At 71.5% G+C, this 14218-nt stretch carries 14 protein-coding genes and 1 rRNA gene; 10 read left to right on the plus strand and 5 right to left on the minus strand.

Annotated features, from left to right (window positions below; all coding sequences use genetic code 11):
* Positions 1-321 (minus strand): 16S ribosomal RNA (locus tag HF519_RS13985); the annotation flags it as partial.
* Positions 322-1015: 694 nt separating this feature from the next.
* On the minus strand, positions 1016-1618 hold the full coding sequence (locus HF519_RS13990; protein ID WP_169413369.1) for an MDR/zinc-dependent alcohol dehydrogenase-like family protein: 603 nt from the start codon (positions 1616-1618) through the stop codon (positions 1016-1018).
* Between the two features lie 589 nt (positions 1619-2207).
* Here HF519_RS13990 and HF519_RS13995 point away from each other — a divergent pair.
* The 5 genes from HF519_RS13995 to HF519_RS14015 all read left to right on the plus strand — a co-directional run bounded on the left by HF519_RS13995 (position 2208) and on the right by HF519_RS14015 (position 7555).
* Positions 2208-3680, plus strand: a complete 1473-nt coding sequence (locus HF519_RS13995) for an aldehyde dehydrogenase family protein (RefSeq protein ID WP_169413370.1) — start codon at positions 2208-2210, stop codon at positions 3678-3680.
* Between the two features lie 34 nt (positions 3681-3714).
* A complete protein-coding gene (locus tag HF519_RS14000; RefSeq protein ID WP_169413371.1) occupies positions 3715-5241 on the plus strand; it encodes an APC family permease in 1527 nt (508 codons plus the stop codon).
* Complete coding sequence (locus HF519_RS14005) at positions 5238-6791, plus strand: GMC family oxidoreductase (RefSeq protein ID WP_169413372.1); 1554 nt, start codon at positions 5238-5240, stop codon at positions 6789-6791. The genes HF519_RS14000 and HF519_RS14005 overlap by 4 nt, the downstream gene beginning before the upstream one ends.
* Before the next feature lie 86 nt (positions 6792-6877).
* Positions 6878-7303, plus strand: coding sequence for an SseB family protein (locus HF519_RS14010; protein ID WP_169413373.1), 426 nt, complete (start codon positions 6878-6880; stop codon positions 7301-7303).
* A gap of 27 nt (positions 7304-7330) precedes the next feature.
* Positions 7331-7555 carry a hypothetical protein gene (locus HF519_RS14015; RefSeq protein WP_169413374.1) on the plus strand — a complete coding sequence of 75 codons (225 nt, stop codon included), beginning with the start codon at positions 7331-7333 and terminating at the stop codon, positions 7553-7555.
* A 13-nt stretch (positions 7556-7568) separates the two neighbouring features.
* Here the strand turns inward: HF519_RS14015 and HF519_RS14020 are convergent, their stop codons facing one another.
* Together HF519_RS14020 and HF519_RS14025 are read right to left on the minus strand one after the other, a co-directional pair.
* A complete protein-coding gene (locus HF519_RS14020) occupies positions 7569-8702 on the minus strand; it encodes a M20 family metallopeptidase (protein WP_312860103.1) in 1134 nt (377 codons plus the stop codon).
* A complete protein-coding gene (locus tag HF519_RS14025) occupies positions 8699-9976 on the minus strand; it encodes an MFS transporter (RefSeq protein WP_169413375.1) in 1278 nt (425 codons plus the stop codon). The genes HF519_RS14020 and HF519_RS14025 overlap by 4 nt, the downstream gene beginning before the upstream one ends.
* Before the next feature lie 511 nt (positions 9977-10487).
* On the opposite strand from HF519_RS14025, the gene HF519_RS14030 reads away from it, so the two are divergent.
* The 5 genes from HF519_RS14030 (at position 10488) to HF519_RS14045 (ending at position 12921) form a co-directional block, all read left to right on the plus strand.
* Positions 10488-10742 carry a hypothetical protein gene (locus HF519_RS14030; RefSeq protein WP_169413376.1) on the plus strand — a complete coding sequence of 85 codons (255 nt, stop codon included), beginning with the start codon at positions 10488-10490 and terminating at the stop codon, positions 10740-10742.
* Positions 10743-10973: 231 nt separating this feature from the next.
* A complete protein-coding gene (locus HF519_RS31320; protein ID WP_246243534.1) occupies positions 10974-11150 on the plus strand; it encodes a serine hydrolase in 177 nt (58 codons plus the stop codon).
* Positions 11150-11662, plus strand: coding sequence for a serine hydrolase (locus tag HF519_RS14035; protein WP_246243537.1), 513 nt, complete (start codon positions 11150-11152; stop codon positions 11660-11662). Before HF519_RS31320 ends, HF519_RS14035 begins: the two co-directional genes overlap by 1 nt.
* A gap of 123 nt (positions 11663-11785) precedes the next feature.
* Positions 11786-12286: a Dps family protein gene (locus HF519_RS14040; protein WP_169413377.1), complete on the plus strand. Its 501-nt coding sequence runs from the start codon at positions 11786-11788 to the stop codon at positions 12284-12286.
* A 416-nt stretch (positions 12287-12702) separates the two neighbouring features.
* Positions 12703-12921, plus strand: coding sequence for a hypothetical protein (locus HF519_RS14045; protein WP_169413378.1), 219 nt, complete (start codon positions 12703-12705; stop codon positions 12919-12921).
* A 103-nt stretch (positions 12922-13024) separates the two neighbouring features.
* Here HF519_RS14045 and HF519_RS14050 read toward each other — a convergent pair whose 3' ends face one another.
* The gene (locus HF519_RS14050; protein ID WP_169413379.1) at positions 13025-14125 is read right to left on the minus strand and encodes a VIT1/CCC1 transporter family protein; all 1101 of its coding nucleotides are present in this window, start codon (positions 14123-14125) and stop codon (positions 13025-13027) included.
* Between the last annotated feature and the right edge of the window lie 93 nt (positions 14126-14218).

The following is a 14218-nucleotide window of genomic DNA, read 5'->3' on the forward strand; positions in this document are numbered from 1 at the left end:
GTCTCAGTCCCAGTGTGGCCGGTCGCCCTCTCAGGCCGGCTACCCGTCGTCGCCTTGGTAGGCCATCACCCCACCAACAAGCTGATAGGCCGCGGGCCCATCCCCAGCCGAAAAAACTTTCCACCCCCCCCATGCGAGGCAAGGTCCTATCCGGTATTAGACCCGGTTTCCCAGGCTTATCCCGGAGCTGAGGGCAGGTCACCCACGTGTTACTCACCCGTTCGCCGCTCGTGTACCCCCGAAGGGGCCTTACCGCTCGACTTGCATGTGTTAAGCACGCCGCCAGCGTTCGTCCTGAGCCAGGATCAAACTCTCCAACGAAATCTGGCTCTCATACTGCGCCGACGACGGACGGGGCCGTCGTGGCGCGAACACGAACTGGCACAAAAACCAATTCATCAACAAAACTCGACACACTGTTGAGTTCTCAAAGGACAGCTGAGCACCCACCTCCCCTTAAGGAGGAGCCAGGGCCGTATTGTCTTGTATCGTCATTCTCGTCGGTCGACCTCACCGTGAGGTCGACGTCAGGCCCACGGAATGATCCGGTGGCCTTGGTATGTGGTGGCGCCCAGGCTTCGAACGGACCCGGGTGCAGGGCGCCTGCTCTCGACTCGGTGCTCGGACTGGCCTGTCGCCGCGGTGGCGATGGCCAGGCGGTGCTTCACCGCGCGTGACCCGAGCCGGATTGAACCCGGCTGACGATAGCTCACCAGTCTAGGGAACTGGTTTCACCTCATCAATGGTCCATACGAGTGGCGGCCAGTGCTGCCGATGAACCTCCGTATCTCGGCTCCCCAGCGGGCCGTGCGCGTCGAACTCACCATGCCGGCACGATCCCTTCGGTCCGGGGCGGCCCGTGCCTCTGGTCGTGGTCACCGGGGCATCGCCCGTGATCGGTGGGAGCTTGCGCACCCTCGATCACACATGAGTGTGCGGCCGCGACGGCCCGGCCGCTTCCACCCGGCAAGTGGAAGAACCCCTGCCATCCTCGACCGGCGAGGGCGAGGCGGCGTCATTCATGTCCTGAGCGTTGTCGGTGAGGGGGACGGGGGCGGTGGCCCCGCTGCCGACGACGTCCGAGGTGGCGGAGGCCGAGCTCACACGCCGTGTTCCCGACCCGGGCGGGCGCGCATTCGGGCAACGGGAGCTCGTCGAGCCGGCGTCGGTCGTGCCCCCACCCGTCCAGGTCCTCGGTCATGCCCGTGCAACCGGTCGGGCTCGCGCTCGTGCGCCGCGTGACCGTGCAGGCCGCGTCGAGCACCGCGGGCGGTCCGGTCGGGTCGGGTGACGGCCAGGCGGTGAGGTCGAGGGTCCGGCAGCCGATCCTGCGGGCTCGTGCACGCCGGTCGGGGTCGGCATCGCCGACGATCACGGCACTGGCCCCGAGCGAGAACGCCGCCTCGGCGGCGGCGAGCCCGATCGGCCCGGCCCCCGCGATGTAGACCGTCGACCCCGCGCCGACCCCAGCGGGGACACCACCGGGCCGGCCGATGGGGAAGACGTCGAGCACCTTCGCCGGCAGGTGGCTTCGGGCCCGGTCACCGGAGGTGATCCAGTCCGGATAGGGGACGATCACGTAGGACGCCAGGCAGCGGCGGCAGCTGTCCAGGTTCACGCCCGCCCAAGCCCTTCCGGACCGGTCGTCGACTCCGGGCACACGCCGCTTCCCACTCCTCATCCTGTCCCGCACCACGTTCCGGCGGCGGTGAGCGGCACCGGGGCAGGCCTCCGACGAGGTCCGATACGTCGTCGCGGCCCCTACCGGCATCGTCCCGGCGATCTCGTGGCCGCCCACCGTGCAGCACCGTCGGATCTCGTCGACGGGGGTACCCCGGCGCCGGGCCGCCGCACCGACCTCCGGTGGCGAATCGGTCCGCGCGGGGGACCCTGCCGGCAGGCGCCGGCCCACGACCCGGTGCGGCCTCCACCCCCGAGGACGACGCTCGTGTGCCCGCTTCGCCACACGCCGCCGTCGGCACCGGCGGTTCCGCCTTCCGGGTCGCCTGAGCGGGGTCCGTCTCGTGCTGCGGGGCCGGGGACGACTGAGCTCCGGGGGTGCAGCGTTGTGCGGGTGCGGCCGCATCCGCCTGGGGTGCGCCGCCGGACGCCCACGATCCCGCGAGGCCTCGAGAGGAGGCGCCTCCCCGCCGGTCCCCGCGCACCGCCACGTCGACCCACAGCCCGTATCGACCGAGGAGGAACCCGTGCCGGATCTCTACATCGACGGTTCCTGGACCGCCGGATCGGAGGGCGTGACGGCGCCTGTCATCAATCCCGCCGACGGTTCCGTCATCCAGGAGGTCGACCAGGCCTCCCGGCAGGACGTGGAGCGAGCGGTCGCCGCCGCGAAGGCCGCGTTCTCCGGAGGCGGGTGGTGGCCCGGCACCGCGACCGGGGAGCGCGCCGCGCTGCTGCGCCGGACAGCCGACCTGCTGGTGCGCGACAAGGAGGACATCGCGCGCATCGAGACCCTCGACACCGGCAAGACGCTGGTCGAGAGCCGCATCGACGTCGACGACGTCGTCGCGGTCTTCCGCTACTACGCGGACCTGGCCGACAAGGACGCCGGGCGGATCGTCGACACCGGCCACCAACACGTCGTCAGCCGCGTCGTGTACGAGCCCGTCGGTGTGTGTGCGCTCATCACGCCGTGGAACTACCCGCTGCTGCAGCTGTCCTGGAAGATCGCCCCGGCGCTGGCGGCCGGCGACACGGCGATCATCAAGCCCAGCGAGGTCACACCGCTGACCACCGTCAAGTTGGTGGGGCTGCTGGAGGAGGCGGGTATCCCGCGCGGCGTGGTGAACCTCGTCCTCGGCGACGGCCCGACGGTCGGCGCGCCGCTGACCGAGCACCCCGACGTCGAGATGGTCTCGTTCACCGGGAGCGTGCGCACCGGTCAAGCCATCATCCGGGCGAGCGCGGAGACGGTGAAGAAGGTCGCCGTCGAGCTCGGCGGCAAGAACGCGAACATCGTCTTCGCCGACACCGACTTCGAGACCGTCGTCGACTACGCGCTCCTCGCGGTGTTCCTGCACTCCGGGCAGGTCTGCTCGGCCGGCGCCCGGCTCCTCGTCGAGGATCCGCTGCACGACGCCCTGGTGGAGGAGCTGGGGCGGCGAGCCGAACGGATCCGGCTGGGCAACGGTCTCGAGCCGGGGTCGGAGTCCGGGCCGTTGGTCTCCGAGCAGCAACTGGCCAAGATCGAGGAGTTCGTGGCCTCGGCGCTCGAGGAGGGGGCACGGCTCGTGGCGGGTGGCCACCGCCCCGACGAGCCCGAGCTGCGCAAGGGGTTCTTCTACCGCCCCACCGTGCTCGACGACTGCCGCCCCGACATGCGGGTGGTTCGCGAGGAGACGTTCGGGCCGATCCTCACCGTCGAACGGTTCAGCACCGACGACGAGGCGATCGCCCTGGCGAACGGCACCGAGTACGGGCTGGCCGGGGCGGTCTGGACGAAGGACATCGGCCGCGCGCACCGGGTGGCCGGGGCGCTGCGTCACGGCACGATCTGGATCAACGACTTCCACCCGTATGTCCCCGGCGCGGAGTGGGGCGGGTTCAAGCGTTCGGGCAACGGCCGCGAACTGGGCCCGACCGGACTGGCGGAGTACCGGGAGGCCAAGCACATCTGGCTGAACACCGCGCCCGAGCCGTCACGCTGGTTCAAGGGCTGACGCGCGGGGTCCTCAGGCACCTGAAGGGACAGCCATGGGTGGGACCGAGCACCGGACCGACAACGGCCTCGCCGAGTTCGGCTACAGCCAGTCGCTCGAGCGCAGCATCGGCAAGTTCGCCAGCTTCGCCGCCGGCGTCAGCTACATCTCCGTCCTCACCGGGACCTTCCAGCTCTTCTACTTCGGCTACCACTGGGGCGGGCCGGCCTACTGGTGGTCCTGGCCGATGGTCTTCACCGGCCAGCTCATGGTCGCGCTGTGCTTCGCCGAGCTGGCCGGGCACTACCCGGTGGCCGGCTCGGTCTACAACTGGTCGAAACAACTGGCCGGCCCCACCACGTCCTGGATGGCGGGCTGGATGATGCTGACCGCCTCGATCGTGACCCTCTCGGCCACCGCACTGGCCTACCAGATCACGCTGCCGAAGATCTGGTCGGGATTCCAGATCGTCGGCGACGGCGGCGGCGAGTACGACTTCGCGATCAACGCGGTCATCCTCGGGACCGTCCTCATCGCATTCACCACGCTGATCAACGCGCTCGGCGTGAAGCTGATGTCCCGGATCAACAGCACTGGCGTGTTCATCGAGCTGGTCGCCGCGGTGGTGATCATCGTGCTGCTGGCGATCCACATCCACAACCCGCCCACCGTCCTGTTCGACACCCAGGGCCGGGGCGCGGGGATGCCGCTCGGGTATTTCGGCGCTTTCCTCATCGCCTCGCTCGCATCGGCCTACGTCATGTACGGCTTCGACACCGCCAGCTCCCTCGGCGAGGAGACGGTCGACCCGCGGAACACGGCCCCGGCAGCCATCCTGCGGGCCGTCACCGCCTCGTTCGTGCTCGGCGGGCTGATCCTGCTCTTCGGGATCCTCGCCGCACCGGATCTCACCGATCCGTTGATCGGTGACGTGGCGGGAGGCCTGCAGTACATCGTCCTGCTGGTGCTGGGCGGAACCCTCGGCAAGATCATCCTGATCTCGATCGCGATCGCCATCACGGTCTGCGTCCTGGCCGTGCACACGGCAGCGATCCGCATGATGTTCGCGATGGCCCGGGACAACGCCCTGCCCGCCGCCGCGAAACTGGCCAGGGTCGATCCGAGGCACAAGACGCCGATCGTGCCCGCGGTCCTGATCGGCGCGATCGCGGTCGGCATCCTGGTGGTCAACATCCGCACGCCGGAGATCTTCACGGCGGTCACCAGCGTCGCGATCATCATGATCTACATCGCGTACCTGCTGGTCACCACGCCCATGCTGATCCAGCGGCTGCGCGGGGAGTGGCCGGTGCACGATCCGGAGGACCGGCAGTCCTTCTCGCTCGGGCGGCTCGGCCTGCCGATCAACATCCTGGCCGTGCTGTGGGGCTCGCTCATGGCGCTGAACCTGGCCTGGCCACGGGTGGAGGTGTACGGCGAACGCTGGTACCTGCGGTGGGTCGCGTTCATCTTCATCGGGTTCGTAGCCCTCAGCGGGTTGGTGTGGTTCCGGCTGCGGGGGCGCCACAAGCTGGGCACGCTCCCCGAGCACATGGCGGACAACCTCGAGGAGGCACCGTGACGGCGACCTTCGACTACGTCGTGGTGGGTGGCGGTTCGGCGGGCTGCGCCCTGGCGGCCAGGCTCTCCGAGGACCCCGACACGACCGTCTGCCTGCTCGAGGCCGGGCCGTCCGACGTCGACGACCCGAACATCCTGGAACTCGGGGAGTGGATGCACCTGCTCGACTCCGGCTACGACTGGGACTACCCGGTCGAGCCGCAGCAACGCGGCAACAGCTTCCTGCGCCACGCCCGGGCGAAGGTGCTCGGGGGCTGCTCGTCGCACAACTCGTGCATCGCGTTCTGGCCGCCCCGTGAGGACCTCGACGAGTGGGCCGCGAAGGGCTGCACCGGATGGAGTGCCGACGAGTGCTGGCCCCTGGTGGCCCGGCTGGAGAGCAACGACGGGCCGTGGGAGGGCCACGGCCGCTCCGGGCCGGTGAAGATCCGCCAGGTCCCGCCGGACGATCCGTGCGGGGCGGCCGTGCTGGAGGCCGCGGCGGCGGTCGGGATGCCGACCGTGCGGTTCAACGAGGGTGTCACGGTTCTCGAGGGCGCGGGCTTCTTCCAGATCAACGCCGACGAGGACAACCACCGCATGTCGTCCTCGCACGCGTACCTGCACCCGATCCTGGAAGAGCGGTCGAATCTCGAGGTCCGGGTCAGCGCCTGGGCCAAGCAGATCCGGTTCGACGACGACCGGCGCGCCACCGCCGTCGACTACCTCGACTCGGCCACCTTCCACTACGAGTCGGTGACCGCCCGCCGCGAGATCATCGCGTCCTCCGGGGCGATCGACACGCCCAAGCTGCTCATGCTCTCGGGAATCGGGCCTGGCGAGCATCTCCGGGACTTCGGCCTGGACGTGCTCGTCGACAGCCCCGGTGTCGGGGCCAATCTCGACGACCACGTCGAGGGCCTGGTGATGTGGGAGGCCGCGAAGCCCATGGTCACCCGCTCCACGCAGTGGTGGGAGGCCGGGCTGTTCCACCGGACCGAGCCCGGGCTCGACCGACCGGACCTGATGATGCACTACGGCTCGGTCCCGTTCGACCTGAACACGCTGCGCTGGGGCTACCCCACCACGGAGAACGGGTTCTGCCTCACCCCCAACGTGACCCGGGGCCGGTCCCGCGGGACCGTCCGGTTGCGCACCCGGGACTTCCGCGACCGGGCACGCGTCGATCCCCGGTACTTCACCGACGCCGAGGACCACGACATGCACGTCATGCTCACCGGGGTCAAGCTGGCCCGGCAGATCGCCCAGCAGCCCGCCCTCGCCGAGTGGATCGCCCGCGAGCTCGCACCCGGCCCGGACGCGGTGACCGACGACGAGCTCGTCGACTACATCGCCAAGACCCACAACACCGTCTATCACCCGGCCTGCACCGCCCGGATGGGCCCGGACTCCGACCCGGACGCCGTGGTCGACCCCTGGTTGCGGGTGCGCGGGGTCGACGGGCTGCGGGTCGCCGACGCGTCGATCATGCCGTTCCTCCCGGCGATCAACCCGAACATCACCGTCATGATGATCGGGGAGAAATGCGCCGACCTGATCCGCGGGCGGTAGCCCCTCGCGCCTCCCCCACGCAGCGACGACTGCCCGCACCCACGCCCGCACGAAGCTGAAGACGTCTTCTTAGGAAAGGACCAGCCATGACAACGTCGGCGTCCGACGATTCCGCGCCCGCGGCTGATGCGCCACCCGGTACCGATCAGGGCGACACCGCGGCCGTTCTGCACGACCTTGCGACCAGCATCGGCTTGCTGCCGCAGGTCCCGCCGGCCGAGGGCGAGGAACAGCCCGAGGGGGCGATCGCGCTGCCCGTCATCGAACACGACGGCCAGCGGTACATCCCCGTCTTCACCAGCGAGGACTCGCTGCGGGCGGCCGGCGCGGACGTCGGCAGCGCTCTGCGCATCCCGATCGCTCAGCTGGCCGCCAACTGGCCGTCGGACGACGTGTGGCTGGCGGTGAATCCCGCCAGCGAGGAAGGTCTCGGCCTTCCTCCCGACGTGGTACGGACGCTGCCCGTGTTCGCCGGCGGCGGGAACGGAGCAGGCGAGAGCACGCCCGGCTGACCACCGTGCGCGCCCTACGGCGACCGCATGATCGTCGCCGCTGCCGACGCGGTCGCTCAGCTCTGCGATGCCCGGCCCCCGGGCGCACCGCTGCTCCCGCCCGTGGAGGGCCTGTGGCCGGTCGCGGTGGCCGTCGCCCTCGCCGCCGCCGAGGAGGGCCTGGCCCAGGTCTCCGTCGACGATCCGATCCAGCAGGTCCACCAGGCCATGTGGCGCCCGGAACACCCCCGCGTCGAGGTCGGGACCCGGTGACGTGGGGCCGGAGTCAGCGCGGGGAACCGCACCAGCGGTCGAGCAGGTCCTGGTAGAGCTCGGTGGCCTGCTCCACCTTGCCGGCCAGGCACCACTCGTCCACGACGTGGCATTGTGCGGTCTCGCCCGGCCCGAGGATCACCGTCGGGGCCGCGGCGCCGGGCCCGTTGCCGAGCAGGCCGGCGAGCACGGACGCGTCGGTGAAGTAGCGGGCCGGCGGGGCCGGGGCGTCGTCGAGACCGACCGCCTTCAGCGAGGACCGGACGAGGTCGACGAACGGGTCGTCCGGCGCGGTGTCCACCGGCGGGAGCACCACCTCGTCCTCGACCCGCACGCCGTCCCCGGCCAGCTCGCCGACCAGCGAGCGCAGCCGGCCGGCGTCAGGTCCGGGCACGGTGCGGACGTCCAGCAACAGCTCCGCCGTGTCGGGCACGACGTTGGGCGCCACGCCGCCGCGCAGCACGCCGACGTTCGCGGTCACCGGACCGAACCGCTCGTCGTGCGGCCAGCCGGTGTGGTCGTGCAGGGCGACCGCCGCCCGGGCCAGCCGGACCACGGCGTTGTCGCCGAGCTCGGGCGCCGAGCCGTGCGCCGCCCGGCCGACCGCACCGAGCCGCATCCAGTGCGCGCCCTTGTGCGCCGGAACCAGCGTGTTCCCGGTCGGCTCGGCGACCAGCAGCGGCCCGCCACCGGACAGCGCGGCGGCGTCGATGCGCAGCGCTCCGGTGCAGCCGGTCTCCTCTCCCGCGGTCAGCACCACCTGGACGCCCCGGCAGCGGTGCGGCCGACGGGCGTGTTCGGCCACCGCGACGACAGCGGCGGCGACCCCGGACTTCATGTCGCTGGCCCCGCGGCCCACGATCCGGTCTCCGTCGCGCTCGGCCGCCCACGGATCGGCCCGCCACCCCGCCGGGTCGGCGGGCACCGTGTCGAGATGCCCGGTGAGGGTCAGCGGCGGGCCGTCGCCCCCCGGTGTCCGCGCGACGAGTTGCTCACGCCCGTCCGCCCAGTCGAGCAGCCGGGTGCCCAGGCCGGCTCGGTCGAGCGCCGTCGCGCAGTGGCGGGCCGGCGCGCCCTCCCCGGACCCCACCGACCGCAGCCGGATCAGTTCGGTGAGCAGCACGATCTCGTTCGGACCCTCACTCACCGCAGCACCTCGCCCTTCGTCTCCCGCAGCGTCAGGATCACCACGAACGCGATCGCGGCGCCCACCGCGACGTAGGCGAAGAACGCGTCGGCCAGGCCAGCCTGGGACAGCGACTGGATGACCAGCGGGGCGGTGCCGCCGAACGTCGCGACCGTGAGGTTGTACCAGGCGCCGATGCCCAGCCCGCGCAACTCGGTCGGGAACAGCTCGCTCATGATCGCCGGCGCGATCGAGGTCATCATCGTGTACAGGCCGAGGCCGACGCAGAACACGACGAGCAGGTTGCCGATCCCGGGGCCGATCAGCGCCGACAGCGGGACGATCAGCAGCGCCGTCCCCGCGGACCACACCAGCAGCTGCGGCCTGCGGCCGAAGCGGTCCGAGAGCGCCCCCATCGGGTACTGCAACGCGACGAACAGCGCCGTCGCGATGGACAGCGCCACGAACACCTCGCCGGCGTCGGCGCCGCGGGACTTGACCGCGAACGGGGTGAGCGCGGAGAAGAACGTGTAGTAGCAGAGCGTGGAGAGCAGGGTGAAGCCGACGAGCTGGACGACCGCCCTGGGATGCTCGCGCAGCGTCGTCAACAGCGGGTGCTTGAGCGCCTGCGCCTTGCTCTTGTTCTCCTCGAACTGGTCGGTCTCGGGCATGCTGCGCCGCAGCCAGAGCCCGACGAAACCGAGCACGCCACCGATGAGGAACGGGATCCGCCAGCCGTAGGAGGCCAGCTGGTCCTCGCTCATCGTGGTGGCCAGCAGCGCGCCGAGCAGCGACGCGATGAGCACGGCGCTGCCGGTGGAGATGTAGAAGAACGACGAGTAGCGGCCCCGCCGGGCCGGTGGTGCGATCTCGGCCAGGTAGGCCGAGGCGTTGGACACCTCACCGCCCAGGGACATGCCCTGCGCGACGCGGGCGAGCAGCAGCAGGATCGGCGCCAGCCAGCCGACCATCTCGAAGGTCGGCAGCAGCGCGATGGCCAGCGAGCCGCCGGCCATGAGCACGATCGTCAGCAACATCGCGGTCCGCCGCCCGCGCAGGTCCGCGAAGCGGCCCAGCAACCAGCCGCCGAGCGGCCGGAAGAAGAATGCGAGCGCGTAGGTGGCCAGCGTGCTCAGCAGGGCCAGCGCCTCGTTCTCCGCCGGGAAGATCTGGGTGGCGAAGTAGATGCTGAAGGTGGCGTAGATCGTCCAGTCGTACCACTCGACGGCGTTGCCGATCGACGCCGCGACCAGTGTCCGGACGGGCAACCGATGCGGCGGCGCCACGGGCGCCACGGGTGCACTGGAAGTCGTGGTGGCTGAGGAGGTGTTGGGTCGGTCCGACACGGCTTCCCCCGAACGGTCGACTTGCAGGCTGTCGGCAGGCTAGCCGCAGACCGGCGCGGCGTGCACACGCTGAGGTGACCCTCGGCGGGCACCCGATCGCCCACGGTGACCGCATCGCCGGGAGCGACGCGCACGGTCCCACCCGGTCGACGGGCCGGCGCCCCGCGAACATCCGTTCGAAACTGTCGGTCCTCGGTCCTACCGTGCGGGCCATGACCTCGCCGATCACTGTGCAGGCCCGGACCGTGGACGACCTCCCACCCGCGGTCGCGGCGCACCCCGCCGAGGTGCTCCGCCCAGTGCTCCCTCCCCCTCACCCGGGTGAGCCCGCCGCCCCGGCGTCACGGCGCCCGGGCCGTGGTGGTGGTCATGGAATCGGGCCGGTGCTCGTCCGGTCGCCGCCGTGGGTGGCCGCAGCGCCGGCCCACCGGGATGTCATCTCACGACAGGAGCCTGACCGATGTCCCCCAGCACGAACCAGCCACTGCTCACCCCCCGGCACCTCGCGATGCTGCGTGCCGTCGCCGCCGGTCGCGGCGAGGCGCTGTGCGGTTGCGAACCCGACCTGCTCATCGACGGCCGCTTCTGCGACCACCTCGCGACGCACGAGCTGTTCCACGCCGGTCTCATCATCACCGCGGAGCCCGGCCCGATCGGCCGGCGCGTCGCCGCCGACATCACCGACATCGGCCGGCAGGCTCTCACGGTCGCGTGATGAGTTTCCCGCCCGACGACGGTCTCGACCGGGGCGCGCTGCGATCGCCCGGTCACGGCAGGCGGGCTTCACCCGCTCCGTGAGCGGTGGATCGGTGGCACCGCCGACGACGGATCGAGGGAGTGACGACACGGCTGAAGGTGGCAAGGCAGCGCTGCCCGCGACGCGGCTCGGCCGCATGCACGACGTGATGGCCGGCTCCGGCGCGACACGATCTTCCGCATCGCGTCGATGACGAAGCCGGTGGCGGCCACGGCCACGCTGATCCTGGTCGAGGAGTGCAGGCTGAGACTGGACGATCCGGTGGATCGGCTGCTGCCGGAACTGGCCGACCGGCGGGTCCTGAGGCGGATCGACGGGCCGCTCGACGACACCGTGCCCGCGAGCCGGCAGCCGGGCGAGAGGTGATGTACGAGACGGCGTTCAGCGTGCTCATCGCCCGCGCGTCGGGCCAGCCGCTGGAGACGTTCCTCCGGGAACGGATCTTCGACCCGCTCGGCATGGCGGACACCGGTTTCAGCGTTCCGGCGGCGAAGCTCGACCGGCCGTCGACCTGCTGCCCGACAGGTGCCGGAACCGGCGCGCTCGAGGTCTACGACGGTCCGGACGACGGCCGGCCCTCGGTCGAGCTCGTGACGACCGACCACATCACGCCCGGGCAGACGGCGGTGTCGAAGTTCTTCCCCGGCTTCCGGGACAGCACCGGCTGGGGGTTCGGGGTCTCCGTGGTCACCCGGCGCGACACGCTTGCGTCGGTTTCCGGGCGTTTTCGCTGGGACGGCGGCCTCGGCACGTCCTGGTATTCCGACCCCACCGAGGACCTGGTCGGGATCCTGATGACCCAACGCCTGGTCACCGAGGAGTCCGGCCGGATGTACGAGGACTTCTGGACGTCGGTCTGTCCGGCCATCGACGACTGAGGCGCTGGGCGCTGGTCACGGCGGTGGGTTCATCGCCTGGGCGTCGGGTATCTCAAGCGGATCCGGCCGGCCGGTCCACGGCGAGGCCGCCGGATCCGGCGATACCCAAGGAGTGACGCAGTCATGGTGGAGCCCATCTCGAGCACCCTCGACAACGAGGCACGCAACACCACCGGGGCGGCGCTGCAGGCCACCCTGGTCGACCTTCTGGATCTCTCACTGGAGGCCAAGCAGGCCCACTGGAACCTGGTCGGCCGGCAGTTCCACGATGTGCACCAGCACCTCGACGAACTCGTCGGCGTCGCTCGCCAGTACTCCGACCAGGTGGCCGAGCGAGCAGCGGCGATCGGGGTCCCCCCGGATGGACGGCCCACCACCATCGCCGAGCAGAGCGGCATCCCGCGGATGGACGAGGGTTGGGTGAAGGATCGCGACGTCATCGGGCAGATCGCCGAATCGCTCGACGTGGCCGTGCGGCGCATCCGCCCGCGGATCCAGGAGACCGAGAAGAGCGATCTGGTGACGCAGGATCTGTTCATCGAGATCACCGGGCAGCTCGAGGAGGCCCGCTGGATGTGGCAGGCCCAGGCCGCCGGCTACGCGTCGGACGGCTCCGCCGGCTGATCTTCACCGGCGCCCGGACCCGACCGGTCCGACGGCGCGGTCCGCCGCACCCGAGCGGCAGGCCATCGCCACGATCCGTTCCGGGGGAGCGTCCCGCTCGGGGCGCACCGCCCGTTCCGGGAAGGGTCACGCAATACCCATCCCGGTCAGGGAACGGCCAACCGCAGCGTGTTCCTCGCCGGTGCCTTCCTGGAGTTCCTGTTCCCCCGTCGACCGCGACGACCTCGCCTCCCCGGTGATCACCGGCACCGGTCTGCCGGCGCGGTTCGCGGGTGCCTGCCCCTCGGTGTGGTGCTGCGTCCCGTCCGGCCGGGGACGATGCCGCCGGTCCCGACCCGGCCGTTCCGCCCGCCGTACCTGCCGGCCGGGATGGACATCGCCCTGGCTGGTACGGCGCCCACGAGCCGTTCCCTGCGGTGATCTCCTTCGGTGGACGCCCCGACGCCGCGCGGCCGGACCGCGCGCAACCCGTCCACCACCCTGCCGGCCCCCGCGACATCACACAGGTGCGGATCGCCGGCCCGTGGCCGGAGCCGCGATCCGCCCCGCTCGCCGCGATCGCGGCCGTCCCGGGGTGCGCCCTCGCGGCCGGCGCCGCGCCGCACACGGTCGTCGCCCTCGACGGGGCCCGGTGATCGGGAACTCGACCTACGACCGGACGTCGCCCTGACGCCGCGCTGGTGAGCGGGACGCCCGTTCCGGCGGCTGCAGCGGCGCCCCGGCGCAGGAACCGCCGCGTCAGCTCACGACCGCTCCGAAGACCGACCCCAGCGCGTACGTCGTGGCGGCGGCACCCGCGCCGATGGCGAGCTGGCGCAGGGCTCGGCGAAGCGGCGGCCCACCCGACAGCACCCCGACGGTGGCACCGGTGAGCAGGAGCGCCAGACCGACGAGCACGGCGGCCGCCACCAACGTCGTCGGGCCCTCGAGGCCGAACAGGAACGGCAGCACGGGCACCGCGGCCCCGCTGGCGAAGAACACGAAGCTCGAGATCGCCGCGCCCCACCCGGTGCCCACGACCTCATCGCCGCTCTGCTCGGCGCCACCGATGGGCACCGGGCGCCCCCGGGCATAGCCCTCCAACAGCTCGTCCGCCCGGCGTTGCGCCTCCTCGGCGGGAATCCCCCTGGCCCGGTAGACCAGCGCGAGCTCGTTGCTGTCGACGTCGAGGTGCGGGATGACGTGCGGTGCGTCCGCCGTGTCGGGGGCGGACGCAGCGAGAAGTTCCCGCTGTGAGCGCACCGAGATGTACTCCCCCGCGCCCATGGACAAGGCACCGGACAGCAGCCCGGCCAGCCCCGTGAGAAGCACCGTGGAGGTCCCCGCGCCACCCCCGGCGACACCCAGTACGAGGGCGAGGTTGCTCACGAGGCCGTCGTTGGCGCCGAAGACCGCCGCCCGGAAGGTGCCGGAGACCCGGGCCCGTCCCCGGGCTGCGAGCCCACGTACCACCTCCTCGTGGACACGCTCGTCAGCCGCCATCGCCCGGGTGGCCTCGTAGTCGGTGTCATAGGGCGACCGCCGCTCCGCACGCTGCGCGAGGGCGAGCACGAACACCGATCCGAACCGCCGCGCCAGGAACGCCAGCAGGCGGCTCCGGATGTCCCCACGGCGCGGTGGGCCGGCGTCGTCACCGAGCAGGCGCTCCCAGTGCGCCGCGTGCCGCTCCTCGGCCTCCGCCAGGGCCAGCAGGATCTCGCGATCCTCCCCGCTGCGGCGAGCCGCGAGATCGCGGTAGACCCTGGCCTCCTCCCGTTCGTCGGCCAGCCGCCGTCGCCTACGGCGAACCGCCGTCCCGGCGCCGCCGCGCCGGCCGGCGGGAGAGCCGTTGCCGCTCATGTCGCCACCCCGGGGCCGGGAGAGCCCGCCTGGCATCCATCCGTCCGCTGCTGCGCTGCCGGAACTCGCACATCCCCATGCTCGTCGACGGCG

The sequence above is a fragment of the Pseudonocardia bannensis genome, from assembly GCF_012911875.1.
Lineage (GTDB): Bacteria > Actinomycetota > Actinomycetes > Mycobacteriales > Pseudonocardiaceae > Pseudonocardia > Pseudonocardia bannensis.